This window comes from Bacillus sp. FSL P4-0334, from assembly GCF_038004825.1.
GTDB classification, from domain to species: Bacteria; Bacillota; Bacilli; order Bacillales; family Bacillaceae; genus Bacillus; species Bacillus velezensis.
Genome location: NZ_JBBORX010000001.1, coordinates 916,285 through 939,867 on the forward strand (window position 1 = coordinate 916,285; position 23,583 = coordinate 939,867).

Consider the following 23,583-nt stretch of genomic DNA (forward strand, 5'->3'; position numbering starts at 1 on the left):
TTTAGTTTAAGCGAAAATAATCCTATTTAATACAGTAATGATCGGATTCACGGTTAATTAAAAGTGTATGTTTACCTTTATGGAGATAAATATACGTCAGTGCTTAATTAGACAAACACTGACGTATTATTTATGATTTAAAGTGGTTCAACAATAGAGTTTATTCTATTCTTGGTTAGTATTAGAAATGATATTTTCTCCGAACTTTTCAATATCACTATAAAAAGGGTATTATAAGGACTTTAGGTCAGTTACATTCCACTAGAATACTAACGCTGATTACCTGTTATAGTCTTCAATAATCGAAATCGTTTTATTTGCCACTTCACTTCCAAGTGAGGCATACAATTTCTTGTCACCAATAATATAAAATTCTTCTTTAGCTCGTGTAGCTGCAACATTCATCATATTTGGATCAGAAACAGCCCATCTTGCTGCCCCACTGCTATTAGTGTCCGCTCCAAGAACAAAATAGACAATTTTTGCTTCTTTCCCTTGAAAAGTATGGACAGTTCCGATATTTGTTGTTTTCCCATTTTCTCGTTTCGTAAAATTAATTTCGTCTAAAACTTGTGCAAGTTTATAAGCTGCATTTCTAAATGGAGATATAACATAGATTTCTTCCGCTAAGTCTGGATTTTCCTGCAAACGCTTATCAATCAGACTTTTCAGTAAGTCAGCTTGTTCTTTAACAAATTTGTCATTTGCTTTTCCGGTTGAATCATACCATTGTGATTTTCCTTGTGACTCATCTTCTGATTTACCTTGTACCATCAACCCATCATACGAGATTTCATTTGAAATCGTAAACATCGGATAGTTTGAACGTCTGTGCACCCAAAGTGGTATGCCAATCCATTCATCCTCATTTTTTTGGAAACCATACTGACTTGCAGCATCCACAATCGTTTGAGTAGAAGCATCAGCAGAGACAAACTTTTCATCAACTTTATAATACCTTCCAATCAATGTCAGGACTTTTGAATCTAACGTCAACACTGGTTTTATTTGTGATGGATCCCCAACCACCATAACCTTTTTACTTCTAAAAATTGCGCCAACACTTGCCTGCGGTAGTGCTTGGCCTGCCTCATCTATGAATAGGTTACCTATTGAATTTTCATTAAGGTTTTTAAACATCCTGCCAAAACTAGCAAAAGTAGTACTGACAACAGGGATAGCAAAATTCAACCATTGCCATGATTCTGAAATTAACTGATGTCCATTCTCTTTTCCAATGTATTCGGACTGTTTATTCCAAATAATTCTTGCCGCTCTCAAATTCTTTCTGTTTTCATACAGGAATTGCTTTCTAACCTTTAAGGCTGAAATGAATAATTCTGATTGTAAAATACGAAAGCGCTTGGTAAACCATGGATTAGACTTTTGAAGTTCATCATATGATAGTGAGAAATCTAGTTCTTCTATTCCACTTTGAAATTTGAGTTTTTCCAATAACACAATTTCTTGTTCCAATTTCTGCAAATCATTTTGTTGAGTAGTCATCCATTGTTCGAAATCAGCTTTTGTGTCCTGAATTTGTTGCCGAGTATATTCAATTTTAACGGAATTTACCTTTAGTTCATTTTCGAATTTCATGCGTTCATTTAACAATTTAATCTTTTGTTGAGAAAGATGATTTAAATGGGCATTCGTATTATTGAGATTTTTGAAATACTGCTCAACTTTTGATTTATTAAATATTTTCTGGAACCATAAAAAACTTGGCTTTTGTGAAGTAACTACATCATAATTCCGTTCAGCTTGAGCTTGTAAATCATTCAAATTTTTGATTTCAATGGAACAATCCGATAACTTTTTTTGGAGATTTACGCTTTCTTGTCTCAGCCTTTCAAGTTCACGCTGCGCTTCTTCCTCCTGTGAAATCAAATTTGCTCGTTTCTCTGTTACTTCTTGTTCAAAAGCAATGGTTTGCTCCTTATGCTTGGTTTTAAATTTTTGAAGAGAATACATTTTCTCGCTATATTCTTGATTTTTTTCTCTTTCAGTTTTTAATTCATCATAGAGACGTGAGAATTCTTGATATACACTTACATCTGTATTCGCTTGATAATTTTCTTCTAAATCTTTTTCAATTACTTCAATGGTTAAAAGTAACTTGTTAATGTTTGTTGACGCTCCGCCTTCCAACGAAAATGTACCCCAATTATCCTCATTTAAAAGCTCACTTTTTATCTTGCGATTCTTTCCGAAACCTTCACCAGTTAATTTAGAATTAGAAACATCTTTAAAATAATTTGCTTCCTCTATTTGCTTTTGAAAATCGTCAGCAATCTTTTCTTTCTTTGGTAACTCCTTAACAATATTTTGGACTGCCCCATTGTTTGAACTTGCTACAATAATATTCTTATCTGAAATGGAATCCGGTAAAACACCAAGTTTGGCACTCTGCCAATAAACTAGACTACCTTGAATATTTTTATCAGACAGCTGTAAAATTTCCGCTGCCTGTTGCACTACTAAATCAGCGAAAATATCTTTTAACAGTGTTGTTTTCCCTGTTCCTGGCGGTCCATTGACACTACGAATATCATTTTCATCATTTAAAGCAAGATTTACCGCAACCTGTTGCATGAATGAAAGCGCAAACTTAGGATTACTGGGGAAACGTCCCAACGGATAAAATTTAGGTTGCAAAATCATCTCGAAAACATGTGAATTAAAATGAGTTGATTCTTTTTTACCATCTAAATTTTTTCTGTATCCAGAAAAGCCATTAAAATATCTATCCAAATTTTTATTAGTGATTGTCTTTGCCTTGTTCAGATCTCCAATAAAAAACGAATGTAGATTCACATCTCCATTATCCAAGTTTTTCACAAATGCATAGCGGAAATTTTCTGTAGTAACATTATAATTTTGTAAGAGTTCAGAAAATGCGGTATTAAAATCCTCATCAAATTTTCTGTTCAAGTCTTCTCTAAATGAGTTTTCAACTTTTAAAATATCTTTCGGTAAATCGCCATGTCGGCGGATATAACCGCTCATCGTATAGAACAATTTGTCTGCTATGAAATTTAATTGGTTATCAAAATATACAGAGAAGGTGAATTTGTCAGAGTTACTAACTTCTTCGCAGGTCTTAGCGATCTTATATTTCTCCCTCAATATGTCAACAATCTCTTGAAAATTGAATATATCAAAATATAATACTAAGCCCGACTTCTTAAAGAACTTATCTGATACATTTTGCTGTTCTTTTTGTTTAGTTAAAAAGTCTAAAAAAAACTTATTCCAGTCCTCCTCCACTGTATGTAAAGGCTTTAGAGCTTTATCTTTTTTATTAATAGAACCTTCTGATAGTTGCTCTATCGTAATCCAAGCATTTAAAATGTCTTTCCTTCCGTTCATACTATCCCCCGTCATCATCCATATATAGAAAACTTGAATTATATGTTGCATTTGTGTATTTCATTTTAAAAATGCAGAGTTTTTCATGGACAAAATTAGATTTACTAGAAGCTTTTCAACAAATGATAATGTTTGGATTTAATGAGGCTGATCTATTTCATTAACTTTATATCAACATTTTACATTTTTCAATATTTTCACTACATTCTTTATCAAAGAAAAAATTTACTATGCTAAAGAAAATGCTTCTTAGCTTAATTTGTATCAAAAGGCTTGACTTAAATTTGTTTTTCTTTTATCAATTGTAAAACCTCACTCACTTATGATAAGGCTCTCCGTAGTGTACCTAAATGAGGTTTTTTCACCTCTTTTGTTCTAGTTCTTTTAGAACCTTTAAGTCTTCATAATACCTTAACACCGTACTTTGCATTACTAACTTTCTATTAGCAGAATCTCTAGTGTTGCGAAATTTCTCATTATAAAACAGAGTAAAATCATGTATTGTGCTAAATAAGATTATGTTAGCTTGTACCCATTCTGATAATGTCTCATCAGAAAAAGGTAAGTCATTTGATTCAAAAAATAAACTGTCCAGCACTGACGAATAAGGTGTTACACTTGCAAATAACTCATCTTCAAAAATAGTCTCATTTTGATACTCATTAAATAATGAAATTATAGATTCAGCATATGTTATCATTTGATACCTAATTTCTTTAACTTTATATAGTACTTCATCGTTAGACTTGGTATTATCCAAAATAAAATTACTCATTATCTTATATTGGGGATAAAACTCAAAATGAACACTTTTTATTAAACGTTTATTAGAGCCTTCTAAACTATACCAATAAGTCTTATCTTGATTATCACTTACCCAAGTAGTTTTACAATAATAATTTCCTCGCAAAATATCACTATCATAAAAAGTGAAATAAATCCATATTATATCTGATGGAAAGCCTTTATATCTGTCTTCTTGTATTTTGTTATTATATACATCACAAAACAGTAATCTTTTTTTAATTTTTGTTGAGACGTCCGCTATTTCTGCATCCGAGAATGGTTTCTTAAGAAGTATTTTTGCCGCGTACCTTTTTTTAGAACCATGATGAACAGGTTCCACACTCTTAATAATGTAATCTTCGTTTTCAAAGTAAATATTACCTTTTTCATAAGGAGTATACTCTGAAACTTTAAAATAAATTGTACCTCCTGTATTAGCTCTATATATAGCATGCTGAGGTGTATCCGGATTATTTAAAGTATGAATCTCAAGTAACCTCTTTACCCACAACTGCAAATCATAAAGTGAAAGTTCTCCCTTTTTTATTAAAAATTTATTCGTCAGTCCATCACATAAAATATTTGTAAATATACTTCCATTTCTCCCTCCATAAGAAGGTTCAATAGCGTTACTACCACTTAATATCGCATAACCGCTACCTTGAAAAGATTCTATAGATTCTTCTAAATTAGTGCTTTTTGTACCTTCAACTCTAAAATTACCTGAATAGCAGCAGTCTATAAGCAGTACTTTGCTTTTAGCTAATGACTCGCCTATTTTATTAATTATGTCCTGAGTACATAATAATCCATCACTAAAAACAATATTATGAATTTCGCTAGAAGTCCCATGACCTGAGAAATAAAAAATAAATATGTCATCTTTTTGTAAATTGCTAATAAAAAGCTCAAGGGCATGTACAAAATCGACGGTTGCTACATGACCGTTATTTGTCATACCCATTTGAAAAATATCCATATCATCCAGCTGTAGTCCTTCTCTTAACGCTTTATTAACATTAATTATGTCTGTTTTACAAAATGGTAAGTCAGGTGCACCAATACCTGAATAATCACTAACTCCTACTAAAAATGCCTTTATCCTTCCCATATAGATCACTCCAGCTTCACTTGTTTATCTGATTAAGATTGTAATAACCATATAAATAGACAAGCCCAATTTTAATTGGGCTTGTCTGTATTATTCTGGCTGTTCTAATCGTGATTGAATGTTTTTCCAGTGTTTCTTCACTTGTGTTTCCATAAGATTTATAGTTTTTGAATCTTCATCAAATATCTTCTGTGCTCTTTCGACGTAACTAATAAAGTTTCCGTGTCCTTTTTTATTTTTGCCTAAATGCGAATAAGTCTTATATAACTCTCTCCGATAAGATTTACGACCAAACTCTTTTGATTTACTATTGCAAATCCTTACTTTACGATATGTTCTAGTATAATACTTAAAAAGACTTTTTTCTCTAATTCGAACTTCTTTACCATTAAAACTGAACCCTAAATAGTCTAATTTTGTTTCATTAAAGTCTAAATCAGTAATCTGATTATCAATATAAAAATAATTCCCTGTCTTTTCAGGTTGTATTTCTAAATTTGGAATTTGTCCTTTTATATCATCCATATTTTTTTGGTGAATTTGATAGTTATAGTCCTGGGCGTCCCCTTCAATAGGAATAACTATAATTAAATCATCACAATACCTGCGATATAGGCCCTTTTGTTCTTTTACATATTTTTTCAATTTTTCATCAAAGTCTAGCAAGTAAATATTAGAACAGACTGAACTGATACCTGCACCTTGAGGAATTCCATAGCTCTTAGAATTCTTGTATATATTTTTATGCTTAAAGGCTCTAAATTCCTCTTCTGTGAAATACTTATAACTATTTTTAATTTCACTTTCAGAGTACTTAGTTTCTAATTCCGATTCTATTGTATCTTTAATAAAGTAACTAAACCTTGTTATATTCTTGAAAACATTATAATAATCGTTAGGTAGTGTATCCTTTTTTAGAACATAGCGGATTTTCTCTTTAAGATACCTATGATCCAATGTATCAAAGAAATTAGTAAAGTCAGCAACAAAAATATATGCACTTTGCTGTACTTTTATAAAATCAATAACTTCTTTAGCGAAGTTAATATTACTTTTTCCAGATAAGTTATTCCGATATGCAGTTGCAACTTCATTAATACCTAGTTCATTTACAACAGAATTATAGTGGTTATTTAGCTTGTCCCCATAGTACTTATAGATATATCTATCCATATGAGACGCATAGAAAATTTTACGAACTTTTTCTTTTCGCTTTTTTTCTTTTCTGCTATATTTTTGAAACTTAATTTCAAAATGCATAAACGGGTAAAAACCATGTTTAGCAACCCATCGAGGGTTCTGGATTTTACTCTTAACTTTTTCAATTGATTTTTTATTATCAAGGTGCTTATAACCCTTTACACGATACTTTTTTTCATTCATATTTGGCAGAGCTAGCAGGGGTATGTAATCGTAGCCTATTACTCTCTATCAAAAACCCTGCTAGCATACTCTCCTTTCGAATTATAGACCATTGCTAGCCTATAAAGAGGCTACTGAATGCACTAATAGCTTATACTATAATCAGTATATTAAATTGGTTGTTTATGACGATTGGAGGTATCCAAATGCCAAGTTATTCAGAAGCGTTATCGATTGTAATCGACTGGGTAAGTATTATGATTATAATTGAGATAAAGCTTGACAGAAATTCACCAATTTCCCTCATAACTACTTTTATGAGGCGTTAACCAGATTAATATTACCATCTGAAATTAAAATAGTCAAAAAAGTCAATCAAAAGCCATTATGTTTTGACCAAAGATCTGAAATTAGGTATCTTGAAAAATATAAAATAAATTTTGTGGTTTGAGGGTAATATTAACTACTGAGAAGCTGTTTCCTAATAATTAAAAGGAGTAAATATATGAATTTTTTATTTTTAGAAGATGATGATCTTCAACTGATTTGGGATTCAATTAATGATACTCAACTAGTTTTCCACCCAATATATGCATCAACAGGATCGATTGATTACTCTGAAATTAGAACATTAAACGAAGAAAAAGAAGTTTCTTTAATTCTTGATAGAAACCTTTTTAGTAGTTTATTGTCTCTTGCTAAAAATGGTGATCTAAAAGACACTACAGAAAAAAGGATGATTGCTTTTTTAATGTTATGGGCTCAATTGAATCAGGTTCCAATCAGTGCTGGATTAGCAATAATGGAAAATGCATCAGGATACAACGATTCTTACAATGCTAAAATAGAGCTAAATAATTTTAATGATATTTTCGATTTTTATCCACCTCATATATGGTTAAATTTGGCTCGTGGCACAATAGACCAGATTCCAAAGTGTGACTTTTTCAATATTCCATATGAAAACTCAATCACTTATCATGACACTAATGATCACTTCCTAATGAATTATGCAAGCATGTTGCATTTAGTTAATATATATCGAGACTCTGACATGGATCCTGTAGAAAAATTATTAGAATTCCTAAGTTGGAACTTTGACAATTTACTCATCTCTCAATATATCAATACATATCTTGTTATGTTATTTTCCAATCAAAATGGTATCAAAGCACCTAAACACGCTAATAGCGATATATTAGAAAGAATTGAAAAAGGTTGTATGAATCAAGCATGGGATTTAACCTATCTATCATGTTGGAGTACACTTTACTGGAATGAATCAAAAACGCATGAGGTTTTTTTATTTGCTACCGCCGATAATCTGTTAAAGAAAATTTTTATTAACACACATAATGGTAGAGATTTATTTAATTTAATTAGAATTGCTTTCCCTAAAAGAAATGCTGATAAAATCATTCAATTCTATGTTGAAAAAACAAGAAACCGAACAAAACCTGATTTTGGGGATAATCCAACTCAATATTTCAAGTCTTTAATTGAGAAAGAAAAAAAGCATTTGAAACAATCTGTGGGTTTATAATCTTTCAACTGTATTACCTAATGTCATTCCCTTTGTTGTAAATTCAAATATACAATACAAACTTTAATATAACCAAAACAGTCTCTCCCCCATTTGTTGGGGAAGAGACTGTTTTGGTATACAGGTAAAACCTCATCTATTTATGATAAGGCTCCCCACGATTAATCCGAAACGCCCGATAAATCTGCTCCACTAAAATCAGACGCATGAGCTGATGAGGAAATGTCATTTTCGAAAATGACAGTTTGTCGTCTGCCCGTTTCATGACGGCGTCGCTTAGTCCGAGTGAGCCGCCGATGACGAAGGTGATTTTGCTTTTTCCATAAGTCGCCAGCTTATCTATTGTATCGGCTAGTTCTTCGGATGTTTTCATTTTTCCTTCGATGGCGAGGGCGATGACGTGGGTGTCCGGGCTGATTTTGGCCAGGATGCGTTCGCCTTCTTTGTCTTTGACGATTTTCATGTCTTGGTCGCTCAGGTTTTCCGGGGCTTTTTCGTCCGGGAGTTCGATGATGTCGATTTTTGCGTAGGCTGAAAGTCGTTTTTTGTATTCTTCAATGCCTTGCTTGAGGTATTTTTCTTTTAGTTTTCCAATTGTCACGATATTGATATTCACAGGTCATCCCCACTTTAGAAACAAGTTATTCATATATATTGTCCACAATTGTGGATATCTTTTCTGTATTTTGTGTAGGATCATTCGTTCCCTACTAGATATGTTGCAGTGTCCCCACATAATTCACAGGCTGTGGATAAACTGTTAGTATGTTCGATTTTTCTGATTTCGGGCGGAAGCTCATGATCATCTATGTACATGTCCAGCACGGTTTCGATATGTTCTTCACAAGAATAATAAGCGGTTTTCATTGTTACATCCTCCGATTTTCTTTTGCGCGCGGCAATTGTTCTCTTTTCAATATAACCTATTTATACACATGTTAGTAGTGCTTCGGGCTGAGTTTTATCCACAATTCGGCAAATCACGCGCAAAAAGAGCCGGCGTTTGCAGCATCCGGCTCTTTACGTGTTTTCTCTTTTTTCTAAGCGAAGGACGAACAGAATTCCTAATAGACACGCCAGCAGCGTAAAGCATACATCAATCCAGTCCGGCTTTCCGCCGTTTAAAAAAGAGTTGGTTATTACGGAAACCAGGAGAATGGTGACGGTCACCGCGGCAAGCTTTTTCTTCATCGGCTCCCTCCTTCACCGACTGTCTTCTTGTTATATAGCCTGATTAAGAGGGTCACAACGATATATACAATCATCATCATGCCCCGTTACTCACATCAGGGTATCCAATCAACATATTCATTATGACAAAAACAATGGTTATACAAATGACGGACAACAATAAGAAGATACTGAATGATTTCAAATGACCACCTTCTTTCTTGCAGTAACGTTTCATTATAAAAAGCTTACCAAAAGCGGCAAGCTCTTCCGAAATGTTTATACTCTTCAAAGCCCACCCATCACCTGCACATCATACAGCTTGAGATGGCTTTTCGGCGTGACGATGTTTTTTAAGTTTGGGATGGTCAGGTCGTTCAGCTTTTTGCCCGTTTTCAGGTCGAAGGATTCGATTTTGGCGGGCTTTTTGTAGCTGTACGTAAACAGATACAGCTTTCCGTTTTGATGCGTCAGCTCTTTGAAGTCGGCTTTCATTCGTGATGCGGGGAGCTTGAAGGCTTTTTTGCTTTTTCCGGTCTCAGGGTTGATGCGGTACACGTTTCCGAAGCCGTCAACGAAATAGAAGCTGCGCTGCTCCATGAAAAAGCTTTTTTTGAAGCTGAACGGCATGGAGTCATAGATAGTCTGTTCGTAATTTTTATAAGCGGCGATGTCATACGTTTTGATGGCGCCGCTGTTTTTCATGACTTTCACCATTTGATAGATGTGATCTGCTTTTTCCCCTCTGGTGACAAAGCAGACGGCGCTGTCGTCCGCGGTGAGCTGGGATTCGACAGACGTGCCTTCTTTATACGTCCATGTCGCGATTGATGTTGTATGGAGCTTCTCTTTATCAGCCTGAATGTCTTGGACGTGATAGCCTTTTTCGTCATCTGTCGGCGTGAGCGCGAAAAGATGATCTTTAAAAAAGCCTGAAGCGCGGATATAGTGCGGGATGACGTCTTGCTTCCACTTGCCGTCAATCTGGCGGTACAGCTCTGAGCGATAGCTGCCGCCGCTCTTGTCGTAGCCCGAATTATACAGCGTGTAAAAGCCTTTCGCCCGCTCGATATATCCCGCGCTGTCTCCCGTATGCTGGTACGCTCTTTTATACGTGTGAAGGCCGTGCTGAACGGTGTAGATTCCTTTTTTGTCCTCCAGCAGCACGCTGCCGTCATGCACTTTGGCCGATCCGAGCTCAAGCCCCTTCATTTGATAAGAAGAGATCCGCCCTTTTTCATCGGCGAAGAGGGCGTAGCTTTTTCCGCCGCCGAACGTGTCTTGGTCAGCCGCAGTGGAGAAATACAGCAGCGCCTCTTTATCTTTCAGAAAATCAGGGTCATTTAATGTGTCTCTCGCAACCTCCGCAGGATCTTCCGTGCGGAAATAGAAGAAGCATAAGACCGCTGCGGCGGCGATGATCACTAAGGGTATCCAGATGATTTTTTTCACGTTGTTCTCCTTAGTGAATGGTCAGAATCGTGGTTGTGTAGGACGAGCTTGTGATGTCGCGCGGATATACGCCTAAGCCGCCGTTAGAGTCGATATCAATCCCGGCTTTTAAGAGGAATGCCGACCACAGCAGTTTTGAGCAGTTTTTGGCGCCTTCATGGCCCGTATTTCTGTTATTGACGAAGTTGAAGGAGTACTCATCACCCACTCTTGATACAGCCCAGTCAGCGGCGGCTTGTTTTTGGGCATCGGTAACTTTCACGGTCTGAACGATTGAATTGTCTTCGACTTCTCTGCCGTTATAAGCAATCTGGCGGACGCCGTCTCCCGGCACGGATTCAACAATTTTATCAGCGGATGAATACATGCCGACATGCCCGTGGTTGTAATAAGCGGTGTATGAGTTCGTGTAATAAATATTGCCTTTTGTGCTTTTCGGAAGTTTTTTGGTTCCTGACGATCCGCCCATCGCAGAGAGCCCTTCTTTGGAAGCGATTACATTTCCCTGCACCTTGTCTGCCGTGATTTCTTGATGAAACTGCTTGAGAATTGCTTCTGTTGAAACGTGCTTCTGTTTGGCAAGCTCTTTTGCGGATTGGAGAACGTCTTGAGGGGTCGTGCCCTGCTGAAGGTCTGCGATTTCTTTTGCGTAGCGGGCTGTTTCTGTTTCTTTCGCTTTTACATTCAAACCGGAGAACGACAGAACCATGGTGAATGACAGGGCAAACGGGAGGACGGCTTTGAACAGCTTTTTACACATATTACTTCGCCTCTTTTCTTTGAGTATAATTTTTCCACATTTGTATTATATGACGGAATTGCGATAAAAAAATAGATAATTTACAGATTTTTAAAAATTTTATAACAATATGTAAATCATATGCATAAACCATTTTCAAATATCAGGAAATCCGGTTATCATACAAGAAAGGGGGAGGACATATGAAGGACAGAACGATCGGTTCGATGCGGGTTTCCGCAATGGGGTTAGGGTGCATGGGCATGTCGGAATACTACGGCAGCCAGAGTGAGGTTGAGTCGATTTCCACCCTGCATCATGCCGTTCATCTCGGCGTGAATTTGTTTGATACGGCTGATCAATATGGATTGGGTGCAAATGAAGAGCTTGTCGGCAGAGCACTCGCCCCATTCAGAAAGGAGCTGTGCCTCGCGACGAAATTCGGTTATGTCCGAAGCGAAAAGGGTGAGTTTATCGAAATTAACGGACGGCCCGATTATGTGAAAAAAGCGTGTGACGCCAGTCTGAAACGCCTTGGGACGGATTATATCGACCTTTATTATCTGCACCGGGTTGATCCGCGGGTGCCGATTGAAGAAACCGTCGGCGCCATGAAGGAGCTGATAGACGAAGGAAAGGTGAGATATATCGGATTGTCAGAGGCTTCCGCAGAAACGATCAGGCGCGCCGTCCGCATTCACCCGATTGCCGCGCTTCAATCGGAATATTCTTTATGGAGCAGGGAAGCAGAGGAGCATGTGCTGCCCGCCTGCCGTGAGCTCGGCATTTCATTTGTGCCTTACAGTCCGCTCGGCAGAGGTTTTCTTTCCGGAAAGATGACGTCGACCGAGCAGCTGGATGCCGATGATTACAGAAGAAGAACGCCGAGATTCCAGGGAGACAATTTGGCGGTGAATATAGGGCTCGTCCAAAAACTTAACGCCATTGCCCGGGAAATGAATATCACCGCGCCTCAGCTTGCGCTCGCATGGGTTCTTGCAAACGGCGATGATCTCATTCCGATCCCGGGCACAAAAAAGAAACACTACTTGGAAGAGAACCTCGCCGCTCTCGATATTGTGCTTCCCGAGGATGTGAAGGCGCGTTTGGATGAGATGTTTCCGATCGGCACCGCGGCCGGCGAGCGTTATCCGGAACACATGATGACATTGTTAGATGAATAACAAAAGAGGCCCATCGTGCGGGCCTCTTTTCATGACAGCTTTTTGCTCATGATGACATCCGTCTCCAGAAATCCGGTCTTCTCATACAGCTTCCGCGCCGTTTCGTTATGAGCGAACACATGGAGAGAAATCTTGCGGACACCCAGGTCTTTGGCTTTGTCCTCCAGCCTTGCGAGCGCCTCTTTTGCATAGCCTTTGCCGCGGAAAGGCGGATGAAGGCCGAAATCATAAATAAATGCGTCCTGCTGCGGGTGGTCCGGATCGGCGTGCAGCCACAGCCAGCCGGCATTTTCCTTTCCGTCCAATGTCAGCGTCCATAAATAGTGATCGGCCGTCTCCAAGCCTTCAGGAAGCAGGTCATTAAACGCCAGCTCCGCTAATTCCGGCGCTTCGTCAGGCAGCCACGTTCCCGCTTTTACCTTTTCTTCAGCGTAATGCTTGGTTGAATGAGCGAGATAGGACTGAAATTCTTGTTCTGTCATCGGCTGCAGCGTGATAGCCATTGAATCACTCCTTACGAAACACAGACTGAAAGCGGTATCATGAAGTATTATCCGAAGGCTCCGTTTTCCGCCGGTTTTATGATTTGTTCGGCTTGTGCCGTTGAACCAGTTTGCGCAAATAATCCAATCGAAATGAGACTTGCCAAGGCTGCTGAGAGTACAATGAATTTACATGTTTTCATTACGAATCCCCTCCGTTAATCTCAAAATTTGGTCATTGGCATCAATTGATTCTTGAAAATACTTCGCCGCCAGTTTGTAATTCTCCTGTTTTTTAAAATGCGCAGCGGCCTGATACGATAAGTCGGAAACGTCACTCCACAGCTCTTTCCTTCTTAACTCGGCGAAAGCTGATTCAAGCGCTTCTTCATTGTTGTCAATAAAGACATGCTGTAAGATGCGCAGCTTTTGGGTGTATACGGGCTCGTTTTTCTCTTCAGCGGCATTCAGCGCTTTATGCAGCCAAAACCGGCCCTCATCCGCCTGTTCCTGTTTCAATAACACTCTGGCCAGCATGTACAGACTCCGCACCGAATACGCTGATCGCAAATGCTCCTTTTGATCGAGAGCCGTTTCAAACTCGACCCGCGCCTCCTCAAGCTTTTCCTGTCTTTCATAGCAAATGCCTGCGTTAAAGTGGGCGAGCGCCTCAATATGCGGATCGCCCGCTTTGGCGGCTTGATGAACCGCCGTCTGCAGGAGCTCTTCGGCTTTCTGATAGTGAAACAAGTCCATTCTGTTACAGCCGATCACCATTAAACACTGTGCTTCTCTGACCGCGTACATTTCATTGGCTTTGTAGATCTCCAACGCTTTTTCCGCGTGGTTCATCGCAAAGTAGTTTTGGCGGATTTCATAGTAGGCAATCGCCACTTGATAATTAAACTCGGCTCTTTCAATCTCATTCGGTATGTGCCGGAGCCTGCTTTCAGCAATCCGGTAAAAATTAATGGCGTTCATAAACCGTTTACGGTAAAACTCGTGCATTCCGGAAAAGAAATAATAATAGTATTGAATCATCTGGTCTGTTTTTTCTTTATCGGCGTTCAGCTGGATCGTTTTTAATATGCCGTCTGTTTTCTCATACTCTTCCATCAAAAGCTTATAGCGGGAATCAATTAAATTAAAATAAAGGAGCACCGTTTGATTTTGTGTCATATTTTGCAGATCCGTAAGCAGTTGTTCTCTTAACGCCTCAGCCGATTCAGTGTTGTGCTTTTTGATTTCCTCATACCAGTCACTGATTTTTTTCGCAACTGTTTCGTGGGCCATCACTTCAGCCATCTGTCAGGACACCTCCCTTTCCCATTTTGTGTAATAAATATATCATATTTACAGGTTCAAAAAGAGGGTGGCAGCCCGCTAGTTTCCTCGTGGCAACAAAAAAACCTCCGCAGGTGCGGAGGCGCATATTTTATAACAGTTTTTTTCCTAACAGAGATTCCACCAGCTCGACCGCTGTTTTGCCGGTTTTATTTTTGTGATCGAGGATCGGGTTGACTTCGACAAATTCAGCTGAAGTGATGATGTCGGCATCGTACAGCATCTCCATTGCCAAATGGCTTTCACGGTAGCTGATGCCGCCGACGACAGGTGTGCCTACGCCGGGTGCGTCGCTCGGATCAAGGCCGTCGAGGTCAAGGCTGAGGTGAACGCCGTCACAGTCTGACAAGTAGTCAATTGTTTCTTCAATGACCTTTGTCATGCCGAGGCGGTCAATCTCATGCATCGTATAGACCTTCATGCCTGTTTCCTTAATGTATTCACGCTCGCCTTCATCAAGCGATCTCGCGCCGATGATGACGACGTTCTCCGGCTTGATTTTCGGGGCATACCCGCCCAGGTTCACCAGCGTGTCGTGTCCGACGCCGAGACTGACGGCCAGCGGCATTCCATGAATATTGCCTGACGGCGATGTTTCCAGGGTGTTTAAGTCGCCGTGCGCGTCGTACCAGATGACGCCGAGCTGTTTATAGTGCTTTGCCGTTCCTGTCAGCGTTCCGATCGCGATGCTGTGATCGCCGCCCAAGACGAGAGGGAACCGCTCATTCTCAATGACGCTGTCCACCTTTTGGGCAAGCTGCTCGTTCCCCGAAAGCACGGAGTTCAGATTTTTCAGCTCTTCATCATTTTTGAGTTTTTCACGATTGACGGGGATGTCGCCTAAGTCTTCCACCGCATACCCCATGTCAGATAACCGTTCAATGAGATGCGCGTAGCGGATGGCGCTCGGGCCCATGTCCACTCCGCGTCGTGCTTGTCCTAAATCCATCGGCATTCCAATAACTGAGATATTCTTGTTCATCCGTTTTTCCACCTCAACATGTTGTATGTTGTCCTGTGCGGGTTTCTCAAAGATGACTTGGACACGAAAAGATTTAAAGCTCTATCTGTTTTTCTGACTGCTTATGCTTTTTTACATACAGATGATAGACGATAACGCACACCGCCATGAACGGGATGCCGCAATAAAGGGCGAGCCGCTGCTCTGAATCAAATGCGAGGCTGATCAGAACAACCGTGTTTAACGTCAGCCCGATAATAGGCAGCACCGGGTACAGCGGTGTTTTAAACTTCAGGTCTTCCACTTTGCCGCCTTCCCGGATGTATTTCCGTCTGAACATCAGCTGCGACAGGGAAATCGTAATCCAGCCGACCTGCGCGCTTAGTCCGGCTAATGATAAGAGAAACATATAAACGGTTTCCGGCGCTGCCACTTTAGACAGCAGTGACAGGCAGGCGACGGCCAGCGTCACGATCAGAGCGTTCATCGGCACGCCGCGTTTATTTATTTTGCCTAGCGATTTAAAGGCTTGTCCTTCGTTCGCCATAGCATATAAGATACGCGTCGATGCAAACAGGCCTGAGTTGGCCACTGAGAGCAGCGCAATTAAGATAACAAAGTTCATAATATCGGCGGCATATGGAATACCGATTTGTTCAAACACCACGACAAACGGGCTTTCGACCACTCCTGCCTGCCTCCACGGAATCATCCCGGCAATGACGATGATGGAGAGAACGAAAAAGACAAGCGTTCTCCATACCGTCTGCCGGATAGAGCGCGGAATCGTTTTCTCGGGATTTTCACTTTCTCCCGCGGCAACCCCGATCAGCTCCGTTCCCTGGAACGCGAAGTTTACGGTAATCATCGTAATAAGCATAGCCTTAATGCCGTTCGGAAACAATCCATCCTCATAAAAATGAGAGAAGAAAGGAGCCTGCTCGCCGTGTTTCATGTCAATCAGGCCGAACATGGCGGCGCCGCCCAAAATAATAAACAGCAGAATGACTAAAATTTTAATACCGGAAAACCAAAATTCCGACTCAGCGAACGCTTTTGTGGTAATAGCGTTCAAAAGAAACATCAGTCCGACAAACACGAGGCACCACACCCATACGGGAACATGCGGAAACCAGCGGAGCATCAATTGTCCCGCAGATAAAAACTCAATGGCGCATGTCACCGCCCAGCCGAGCCAGTACAGCCAGCCGAATGCGAAACCGAAAGCGGGGCTGATGAATTTGGTTGCGTACGTCTGAAACGACCCTGATACGGGAAGGGCAACCGCAAGCTCGCCTAAGCAGAGCATTGTCAAAAACATTATAAAACCGCCGACCAGATAAGACAGAACCGCGCCCAGCGGTCCCGCCTGGTTAATTGTAAATCCGGTACTCAGGAAAAACCCGGTGCCGATCACTCCGCCCAAAGAAATCATAAACAAATGGCGTGATTTCATTGTGCGCTGAAGCTGATTCTCTTTTTGATTTGTATTCACTATTCTGCACCCCTTCAGCAACTTGTATTGGAACCAAGCCGGTGCTTTGAAACCGATTTGCTGTCCAAAGAGCCTCTATTTGTATATGAATGTTATATGAAATTCATTTTCGTACATAAAGATACATTATACTAAAATACTGTCGCCGCGCAAATAGAGTGTGCTGAATTTTTTATTTGTAAATTCCATACAAGCCGAGGGAAAGCATTGCCGCATCAAAGTTTTACGCGTTTTGAAGCACGTTTGTGATCTTTTGGACCGCCCAGTCCAAGTCTTCCTTGGAAATCATTAACGGCGGTGCAAAACGGATCACGGTATCATGTGTTTCTTTGCATAAAAGCCCTTCGCCTTTCAGCTTTTCACAGTACGGGCGGGCCGCTTCTGTCAGTTCAACGCCGATAAACAGGCCGCGTCCGCGCACGTCTTTTATGATCGGGTTATCGATTTTCTCAAGCTCTTCTTTAAAATAACGGCCAAGCTGAAGGGAACGCTCTGCCAGCCCTTCTTCCTCAAGGACTTCAAGAGATGCGAGCGATACCGCGCAAGCGAGCGGGTTTCCGCCGAATGTCGAGCCGTGGGAACCCGGGTTAAACACGCCGAGAATGTCACGGTTCGCCGCGATGCACGAAATCGGGAAGACGCCCCCGCCGAGCGCTTTGCCTAAGATGAACATATCCGGTACGATATTTTCCCAGTCAACCGCGAATGTTTTCCCTGTGCGGCCGAGTCCCGTCTGAATTTCATCAGCGATCAGAAGCACATTTTCTTCCTTACAAATGGCGGCCGCTTCTTGTAAAAATCCTTCCGGCGGAATGACGATGCCCGCTTCTCCCTGAATCGGTTCGAATAAGAAAGCGGCTGTGTTCGGCGTGATCGCCCGGCGCAGCGCTTCTGCGTCTCCGTATGGAATTAATTTTATACCCGGAAGCATAGGTCCGAAACCGCGTTTATACTCATCTTCTGAAGAAAGGGATACCGCAAGCATCGTTCTGCCGTGGAAGTTGCCGATACACGCAATGATTTCCGCCTGATTATCCGCTACTCCTTTGACCTCATATGCCCAGCGTCTCGCCGCTTTGACAGCGGATTCAACGGCTTCCGCCCCCGTATTCATCGGCAGAATCATATCTTTTCCGGTCAGCTTGGCTGTTTTCTCATAAAACGGACCGAGCTGATCATTATGGAACGCGCGTGACGTCAGAGTGATTTTATCCGCCTGATCCTTCAGCGCCTGAATGATCTTCGGATGTCTGTGCCCCTGGTTCACCGCAGAATAAGCACTCAGCATATCCATATATTGATTACCTTCAGGGTCTTTTACCCAAACACCCTGCGCTTCCGAAATAACAATCGGCAGAGGATGATAGTTGTTCGCGCCGTAATGTGAAGTTTGGCTGATAATTTCTTGAGATTTTGTGAAAGCTGACATAATCTGATTCCCCCTTGTTTTGTAATCATTCAACATTAGATCTTGCTTTCCCTTTTTATAAAGCAAGTTCCGTGCCAATCCGAAAAAACGGGATGTTTCGCCAACATTCTTTCTTTTCCCGCAAAATTTTCCGGCAGTTTGTGTGCAAACTTCAGCCAAGCGCAAAATTTTTTTGCGTTTCCCGCTGACAAAATAGGAGCAATCCAATTAGATTGCTCCTACTCAACAGTTATTTATTCAATTGTCTCTGATATACAATGTAAGAATATAGTAAAGATAATATGATACAGCCGATCGCAGACATGAAAATGACTGACACTCTATACACCGGCGGCAAAAAAGCTGCAAGCATCATGAGCATGCCCGCTAAGACAAAAAGTTTCGAACTAACCCTGTGTGTATCCTTCCAAACTCTTTCACTGCTCAGCGTCCAAGGTGTTCTTATCCCTAAAAAGAAATTAGGCTTAACGATCTGAATGAAGTTTCCAAGCACCATAAATAATGCTCCCACTGCAAGGGTTACTAAATGAGTAATCGGGAGATCATATCCCAGGCCGGTAAAGATGGTAATCAGATTAATGACAAACAGAACCGCAAACATTGTATTAAATATAGCCATATATGGCCGGATAAATGTTTTGTAGTTATTTTTAGGATCAATCTTAGGGATGATAACCATTAAAATATATAGAATAATCATGATGCCAATAAGCATCATCATCGCATTAGCTTTCGTTTGGTAATCATTTGCACTTCCGTTTAATCCCCAGTGTGTCGCCAAATTGTCCGGTAAAGATGAATATGTGCAAACCCATGTGAAAACAGTTAAAACTATGATTCCTGCTGAAAAGAGATATTTTTTCATGATTCCCCGCCTTTCTTATTATCATGTTCTGAATCAGTCAGAGAAAAGAACCAGCCTATAAGATCCTGTAATACAGTGGTATTTAATGAATACATAATAAATTGGCCTTTCCTCTCATCGTGAACCAAATCAGTATTTTTCAATATGGTAAGGTGATGAGAAATACTGGGTTTTGACATGTCGAAGTGTTCCGCAATTTCTCCAGCCGTCATGTCTTGTTTCTTTAATAAATCCAAAATTCTTCTCCTTGTAGGATCGGCCAGTGCTTTAAAAGCTTTATTCAAAAACTTTCCCCCTCTCATACATACATGATTTAGATATTTAAGTATATATCTAAATATCAACCCATTTTCCTAAAAAAGTCAATGGTTTTATTACCTCAATTTCCATTTATTTTTAAACATCGTCCAAGCGCAAAATTTTTTTGCGTTTCCTGTTCGATTTATTTTAAAATAATGAATGTTAAGACGATTGAGAGGAGGAATTGACCTGCACACAACCAGCGAATTTTACACACTCGTGTTACAAAGCATTCTGGAAGAGATTGATGTCGGGCTGCATGTGGTGGACGAGAAGGGCAGCACCGTCATTTACAATAAGAAAATGATGCAGATTGAAGATATGGATGAACGGGACGTCCTGCATAAAAACCTGACTGATGTATTTATGTTTTCCAATCAGCAGGACAGCACGCTCGTTCAGGCCCTTCAAGAAGGCAAAACGATTAAAAATGTGAAGCAAAGCTATTTCAATAACAAAGGCCAGGAAATCACGACGATCAACCACACCTTCCCGATTGTGCAAAACGGCGAGATCAAGGGCGCCGTGGAAATCGCCAAGGACGTCACCAAGCTCGAACGGCTGATCAGGGAGAACATGCACAGGAAAGAACAGAACAGCTACACGTTTGACAGTATTCTCGGCAACAGCTCGGTTATTCGGGAAGTCATCGAAAACGCAAAACGGGCAACCCGCACATCATCATCGGTGCTTTTGGCCGGCGAGACGGGAACGGGCAAGGAACTGTTCGCCCAAAGCATTCACAACGGCAGCCAGCGCTCAGGCGCCCCGTTCATCTCACAAAACTGCGCCGCCCTGCCGGACAGCCTGGTCGAAAGTATTTTATTCGGCACGAAAAAAGGCGCCTTTACCGGAGCCATCGACCAGCCCGGCTTATTTGAGCAGGCGCAGGGAGGCACCCTGCTCCTTGATGAGATCAACTCGCTCAATCTCAGCCTGCAGGCAAAACTGCTCCGCGCCCTTCAGGAAAAGAAAATCAGGCGCATCGGATCAGCTCAGGACAAACCGATTGACGTCCGCATCATCGCCACGATGAATGAAGACCCGATCACCGCCATTTCAGAAGAGCGGCTGCGCAAAGATTTATACTACCGCTTAAGCGTTGTCACACTGATCATTCCGCCGCTCCGGGAGCGCAAGGAGGACATTCTGCCTCTGGCCGAAGTCTTTATCCAGAAAAACAATCACCTGTTCCAAATGCATGTCGATTCGATCAGTGACGATGTGCAGCGATTCTTCCTGGAATATGACTGGCCGGGCAACATCCGCGAGCTTGAACATATGATTGAAGGCGCCATGAACTTTATGACGGATGAAACGACGATTACGGCGGCCCACCTGCCTTACCAATACCGGATGAAAATCAAACCGGCTGACACGGAAACCAAAGCCGCCGCAAGCACCCAGCCCGGCACCGATTTAAAAGACAAAATGGAAAACTTCGAAAAATACATGATCGAAAAAACCCTGAGAAAACACGGCAATAACATATCCAAAACGGCAAACGAGCTCGGAATCAGCAGACAGAGCCTGCAATACCGCCTGAAAAAATTCGGTCTGGACCGGATGAAATGAATCCATACAAAAAAAGGCTGAGATGCTCCTCAGCCTTTCGTTTATATCTGATTGGCAAGCCGCTCTCCGGTAAACCAAAAGTTCTCACTCACTGCCAATGTATGTTCCGTATTCTCGACTTGATGCCACCAATGGCGCGGCGCGTAAATGATTTCTCCCGCCTTTTGTCTGAAGCGGATCGGAGACGCCTTTTTCACCAGCGGTTTTTGCTCAATGTCTTTTTCATCAAAGACATTGATATTTCCTTCGTACAAATACGGAGAGTCGTCCGGATGATAGAAGATCCATTCCTTCTCCCCAAAAATGACGCCGTTCCACGCGTGCGTGTTGTTAAAATCCTGATGCAGCGGTGTGCCTGTCTGCTTAGAACCGAGAAAGAACCATTTCCAGTCCCGTCCCGTTTCTTCATCCGCTCTCAATGTGTCTTTTGTAAAATACTCGGGTGCGGAATAGACAAGGTCTAAGTCATTTTGGTTCAGCTGCGTAAAATTCCAGTCACAGTACCATTTGTCATCATTCTGATCAATGTACTCGATATAGTTGGAAAGCTTTACCTGTTTAAACGTTTTGACCCCTTCGATATCTGATTTCCGGATGGTGACCATTCTGTCCCCATAGTGTTCGTCAATGTATTCAAGCGTCCACGGCCTGCATTCCCAGTGATCCATTGCCCCCGTCAAAATAAAAGGTTTCTTATCAGCATACTCGCTTACAAAAAGATCGTACGATAACTCATTGATTGTCAGTCTGTCAATGGTCATATCCATTCCCCTTTTATTCGGCAATCTGCCGTTTTTTTTGTTTGGCGTAACTGTATGGACCTGAAAAGATGGTGACGTTTTGATTCTCAAGCCAGAAAATCTTGTTGAACTTCTCCAGCAGGTTTCTGTCGTGAGAAACGCAGATGATGGTGCCTTGAAACTGCATCAGGCTGTTTTCGAGAATTTCCTGAGATTCAATATCCAAGTGGTTGGTCGGCTCATCCAGGATCAGGACATTCAGCTTTTTTTCCATTAAGATGGACAGCTTCAGCCTGATTCTCTCACCGCCCGACAGGACGGAAAGTTTTTTAAAGACAGACGACCCGTAAAATCCGTACTTGGCCAGCATATTCCGGGCCATGCCCTCTTCAGTCAGCAGATTTTCTTTAAAAAATTGCAGAATCGTCTGACTCGAATCTCCTACATGGCTCTTTTGATCAATGTAGCCTATCTTAAGATTTTCTCCCACTTTAATGGTGCCGTCCGACAGTTCTCTTTCCCCGATGATGCAGCGGATCAGCGTTGTTTTGCCGACGCCGTTTCTGCCGACGATGCCGATTCTGTCTTTATGCTTTATTCGCAGATTCACATTTTGATATAAAAGGGAAGATCCGTTGGTCACCTTTCCGTTTTCAATGAACACAATATCTTTTGAACCGGCGCCCGCTTCCTGAAATGCGTTTTTTAATTTTTGCTCTGTCCGGACCGGCTTATTGATCAGCTCGATCCTTTTCAGCGCCTTTTCCATATTATTCGCGCGTCTGTGCAGGCCGACAGACGGCGGATTTGAGCGGTTGGCCCAATCTCTCAGCTGGGCGATGGATTCCTTCATCTTCTGTATTTTTCTCTGCTGTTCTTCATATTTCTCAAACTGGGCGATGATGAATTCTTCCCGCTTTTTCAGGTATTCGCTGAAGCCGTAAGGCCAAATCTTCACCTCGGTATCGTCAATCTCGAGCACCTTCATCGCCGTTTGGTCGGCAAACGTTTTATCGTGGGTCGTAAACAGAATGGTTTTGTTCGATTTTTTAATAAACCCTTCAAGCCACTCAATCGCATGGACATCCAAATGGTTGGTCGGCTCGTCCAGCAGTATAACGTCGTCGTTGCGGATTAAAATTTCGGCAAGGCCGGCTTTTGTTTTTTCGCCGCCGCTCAGCTTTGAAAACGGCTGATCCTTTAATTCGCTGAGGCTGAGCCCGTTGCATACCTCGTCAATCATCGCATGCATCTGGTAGCCGTTGTTCCGCTCAAATGTTTCCGTGTATTGACTGTATTTTTCCAATAAAGCAGTCAGCTCGTCATCACTCATCGGTTCCGAAAGCTTCAGCTCAATGGCCTTCATCTCATTCTGGATCGCCGCGAGAGCTTCAAACGATTTTTCCAGATATTGATACAACGTCAGATCCTCATGGGGATCAGCGATCTGCTTCAGCAAACCGACCTTCGCCCCTTTGTTGATCGCAATTGTTCCTTCATCTGCCTCAAGCTCCCCGGAAAGCACCCTGAACAGCGTGCTTTTGCCGGAACCGTTCGGCCCGGCCACAAGCACTTTCTCGCCTTCATTGATGAAAAAAGAAACTTGTTTGAAAATGGTATCTCCCGCTAAATTTACCGTAAGATTATGAATATTCAGCAACTCACATCATCCC

Annotated in this window: 21 protein-coding genes; 3 read left to right on the forward strand and 18 right to left on the reverse strand. The window is 41.3% G+C overall.

Features of this window, described 5'->3' with window-relative positions; all coding sequences use genetic code 11:
- Window positions 1–279: 279 nt before the first annotated feature.
- The 3 genes from NSQ37_RS04630 to NSQ37_RS04640 all read right to left on the reverse strand — a co-directional run bounded on the left by NSQ37_RS04630 (window position 280) and on the right by NSQ37_RS04640 (window position 6,652).
- Window positions 280–3,372 (reverse strand): DEAD/DEAH box helicase, encoded by a 3,093-nt coding sequence (locus tag NSQ37_RS04630; protein ID WP_341123316.1) that lies wholly within the window; start codon window positions 3,370–3,372, stop codon window positions 280–282.
- 361 nt (window positions 3,373–3,733) lie between these two features.
- Window positions 3,734–5,269, reverse strand: a complete 1,536-nt coding sequence (locus tag NSQ37_RS04635) for a caspase family protein (protein WP_253612714.1) — start codon at window positions 5,267–5,269, stop codon at window positions 3,734–3,736.
- A gap of 90 nt (window positions 5,270–5,359) precedes the next feature.
- Window positions 5,360–6,652, reverse strand: a complete 1,293-nt coding sequence (locus tag NSQ37_RS04640) for a reverse transcriptase domain-containing protein (protein ID WP_119001982.1) — start codon at window positions 6,650–6,652, stop codon at window positions 5,360–5,362.
- A gap of 484 nt (window positions 6,653–7,136) precedes the next feature.
- Between NSQ37_RS04640 and NSQ37_RS04645 the strand changes: the two genes are divergently transcribed.
- Entirely contained in the window at window positions 7,137–8,174 is a 1,038-nt protein-coding gene (locus NSQ37_RS04645) for a hypothetical protein (RefSeq protein WP_253612713.1), read from the forward strand.
- A gap of 136 nt (window positions 8,175–8,310) precedes the next feature.
- Here the strand turns inward: NSQ37_RS04645 and rlmH are convergent, their stop codons facing one another.
- From rlmH to NSQ37_RS04670, 5 genes are all read right to left on the reverse strand, one after another.
- Window positions 8,311–8,790 carry a 23S rRNA (pseudouridine(1915)-N(3))-methyltransferase RlmH gene (gene rlmH / locus NSQ37_RS04650; protein ID WP_013354196.1) on the reverse strand — a complete coding sequence of 160 codons (480 nt, stop codon included), beginning with the start codon at window positions 8,788–8,790 and terminating at the stop codon, window positions 8,311–8,313.
- Between the two features lie 80 nt (window positions 8,791–8,870).
- The gene (locus NSQ37_RS04655) at window positions 8,871–9,041 is read right to left on the reverse strand and encodes a CxxH/CxxC protein (RefSeq protein WP_004393147.1); all 171 of its coding nucleotides are present in this window, start codon (window positions 9,039–9,041) and stop codon (window positions 8,871–8,873) included.
- Window positions 9,042–9,194: 153 nt separating this feature from the next.
- The gene (locus NSQ37_RS04660; protein ID WP_162839609.1) at window positions 9,195–9,365 is read right to left on the reverse strand and encodes a hypothetical protein; all 171 of its coding nucleotides are present in this window, start codon (window positions 9,363–9,365) and stop codon (window positions 9,195–9,197) included.
- A gap of 267 nt (window positions 9,366–9,632) precedes the next feature.
- Entirely contained in the window at window positions 9,633–10,796 is a 1,164-nt protein-coding gene (locus tag NSQ37_RS04665; RefSeq protein WP_253612712.1) for a hypothetical protein, read from the reverse strand.
- Between the two features lie 10 nt (window positions 10,797–10,806).
- Window positions 10,807–11,556 carry a YiiX/YebB-like N1pC/P60 family cysteine hydrolase gene (locus NSQ37_RS04670; protein WP_015240940.1) on the reverse strand — a complete coding sequence of 250 codons (750 nt, stop codon included), beginning with the start codon at window positions 11,554–11,556 and terminating at the stop codon, window positions 10,807–10,809.
- A 182-nt stretch (window positions 11,557–11,738) separates the two neighbouring features.
- On the opposite strand from NSQ37_RS04670, the gene NSQ37_RS04675 reads away from it, so the two are divergent.
- Complete coding sequence (locus NSQ37_RS04675; RefSeq protein WP_015240941.1) at window positions 11,739–12,719, forward strand: aldo/keto reductase; 981 nt, start codon at window positions 11,739–11,741, stop codon at window positions 12,717–12,719.
- Window positions 12,720–12,748: 29 nt separating this feature from the next.
- Here NSQ37_RS04675 and NSQ37_RS04680 read toward each other — a convergent pair whose 3' ends face one another.
- From NSQ37_RS04680 to NSQ37_RS04715, 8 genes are all read right to left on the reverse strand, one after another.
- Window positions 12,749–13,222, reverse strand: a complete 474-nt coding sequence (locus NSQ37_RS04680; protein WP_015418601.1) for a GNAT family N-acetyltransferase — start codon at window positions 13,220–13,222, stop codon at window positions 12,749–12,751.
- 47 nt (window positions 13,223–13,269) lie between these two features.
- Complete coding sequence (locus NSQ37_RS04685; RefSeq protein WP_007407881.1) at window positions 13,270–13,404, reverse strand: hypothetical protein; 135 nt, start codon at window positions 13,402–13,404, stop codon at window positions 13,270–13,272.
- Window positions 13,391–14,506, reverse strand: a complete 1,116-nt coding sequence (locus NSQ37_RS04690) for a response regulator aspartate phosphatase (protein WP_341123322.1) — start codon at window positions 14,504–14,506, stop codon at window positions 13,391–13,393. The genes NSQ37_RS04685 and NSQ37_RS04690 overlap by 14 nt, the downstream gene beginning before the upstream one ends.
- A gap of 130 nt (window positions 14,507–14,636) precedes the next feature.
- Entirely contained in the window at window positions 14,637–15,527 is an 891-nt protein-coding gene (rocF, locus tag NSQ37_RS04695; protein WP_007407883.1) for an arginase, read from the reverse strand.
- Between the two features lie 73 nt (window positions 15,528–15,600).
- A complete protein-coding gene (locus NSQ37_RS04700; RefSeq protein WP_020958097.1) occupies window positions 15,601–17,001 on the reverse strand; it encodes an amino acid permease in 1,401 nt (466 codons plus the stop codon).
- 223 nt (window positions 17,002–17,224) lie between these two features.
- Complete coding sequence (locus tag NSQ37_RS04705; protein ID WP_025650081.1) at window positions 17,225–18,430, reverse strand: ornithine--oxo-acid transaminase; 1,206 nt, start codon at window positions 18,428–18,430, stop codon at window positions 17,225–17,227.
- A gap of 229 nt (window positions 18,431–18,659) precedes the next feature.
- Window positions 18,660–19,295 carry an SdpI family protein gene (locus NSQ37_RS04710; RefSeq protein ID WP_341123327.1) on the reverse strand — a complete coding sequence of 212 codons (636 nt, stop codon included), beginning with the start codon at window positions 19,293–19,295 and terminating at the stop codon, window positions 18,660–18,662.
- Complete coding sequence (locus tag NSQ37_RS04715; RefSeq protein WP_015240946.1) at window positions 19,292–19,579, reverse strand: autorepressor SdpR family transcription factor; 288 nt, start codon at window positions 19,577–19,579, stop codon at window positions 19,292–19,294. Before NSQ37_RS04715 ends, NSQ37_RS04710 begins: the two co-directional genes overlap by 4 nt.
- A gap of 175 nt (window positions 19,580–19,754) precedes the next feature.
- Here NSQ37_RS04715 and NSQ37_RS04720 point away from each other — a divergent pair, with 175 nt between their 5' ends.
- Entirely contained in the window at window positions 19,755–21,170 is a 1,416-nt protein-coding gene (locus NSQ37_RS04720) for a sigma-54 interaction domain-containing protein (protein WP_051483355.1), read from the forward strand.
- Window positions 21,171–21,211: 41 nt separating this feature from the next.
- Here NSQ37_RS04720 and NSQ37_RS04725 read toward each other — a convergent pair whose 3' ends face one another.
- Complete coding sequence (locus tag NSQ37_RS04725; protein ID WP_025285562.1) at window positions 21,212–21,931, reverse strand: cupin-like domain-containing protein; 720 nt, start codon at window positions 21,929–21,931, stop codon at window positions 21,212–21,214.
- A 13-nt stretch (window positions 21,932–21,944) separates the two neighbouring features.
- Window positions 21,945–23,570 carry an ABC-F family ATP-binding cassette domain-containing protein gene (locus tag NSQ37_RS04730; protein WP_072589768.1) on the reverse strand — a complete coding sequence of 542 codons (1,626 nt, stop codon included), beginning with the start codon at window positions 23,568–23,570 and terminating at the stop codon, window positions 21,945–21,947.
- Between the last annotated feature and the right edge of the window lie 13 nt (window positions 23,571–23,583).

What these genes read in the sequence shown, in the direction of transcription:
- NSQ37_RS04630 (WP_341123316.1), bottom strand. Translation starts at nt 3,372, where the DNA reads ATGAACGGAAGGAAAGACATTTTAAATGCTTGGATTACGATAGAGCAA.
- NSQ37_RS04680 (WP_015418601.1), bottom strand. Translation starts at nt 13,222, where the DNA reads ATGGCTATCACGCTGCAGCCGATGACAGAACAAGAATTTCAGTCCTAT.
- NSQ37_RS04690 (WP_341123322.1), bottom strand. Translation starts at nt 14,506, where the DNA reads ATGGCTGAAGTGATGGCCCACGAAACAGTTGCGAAAAAAATCAGTGAC.
- NSQ37_RS04645 (WP_253612713.1), top strand. Translation starts at nt 7,137, where the DNA reads ATGAATTTTTTATTTTTAGAAGATGATGATCTTCAACTGATTTGGGAT.
- NSQ37_RS04710 (WP_341123327.1), bottom strand. Translation starts at nt 19,295, where the DNA reads ATGAAAAAATATCTCTTTTCAGCAGGAATCATAGTTTTAACTGTTTTC.
- rocF (WP_007407883.1), bottom strand. Translation starts at nt 15,527, where the DNA reads ATGAACAAGAATATCTCAGTTATTGGAATGCCGATGGATTTAGGACAA.
- NSQ37_RS04635 (WP_253612714.1), bottom strand. Translation starts at nt 5,269, where the DNA reads ATGGGAAGGATAAAGGCATTTTTAGTAGGAGTTAGTGATTATTCAGGT.
- NSQ37_RS04655 (WP_004393147.1), bottom strand. Translation starts at nt 9,041, where the DNA reads ATGAAAACCGCTTATTATTCTTGTGAAGAACATATCGAAACCGTGCTG.
- NSQ37_RS04705 (WP_025650081.1), bottom strand. Translation starts at nt 18,430, where the DNA reads ATGTCAGCTTTCACAAAATCTCAAGAAATTATCAGCCAAACTTCACAT.
- NSQ37_RS04725 (WP_025285562.1), bottom strand. Translation starts at nt 21,931, where the DNA reads ATGACCATTGACAGACTGACAATCAATGAGTTATCGTACGATCTTTTT.
- NSQ37_RS04685 (WP_007407881.1), bottom strand. Translation starts at nt 13,404, where the DNA reads ATGAAAACATGTAAATTCATTGTACTCTCAGCAGCCTTGGCAAGTCTC.
- NSQ37_RS04640 (WP_119001982.1), bottom strand. Translation starts at nt 6,652, where the DNA reads ATGAATGAAAAAAAGTATCGTGTAAAGGGTTATAAGCACCTTGATAAT.
- NSQ37_RS04675 (WP_015240941.1), top strand. Translation starts at nt 11,739, where the DNA reads ATGAAGGACAGAACGATCGGTTCGATGCGGGTTTCCGCAATGGGGTTA.
- NSQ37_RS04660 (WP_162839609.1), bottom strand. Translation starts at nt 9,365, where the DNA reads ATGAAGAAAAAGCTTGCCGCGGTGACCGTCACCATTCTCCTGGTTTCC.
- NSQ37_RS04720 (WP_051483355.1), top strand. Translation starts at nt 19,755, where the DNA reads ATGTTAAGACGATTGAGAGGAGGAATTGACCTGCACACAACCAGCGAA.
- NSQ37_RS04670 (WP_015240940.1), bottom strand. Translation starts at nt 11,556, where the DNA reads ATGTGTAAAAAGCTGTTCAAAGCCGTCCTCCCGTTTGCCCTGTCATTC.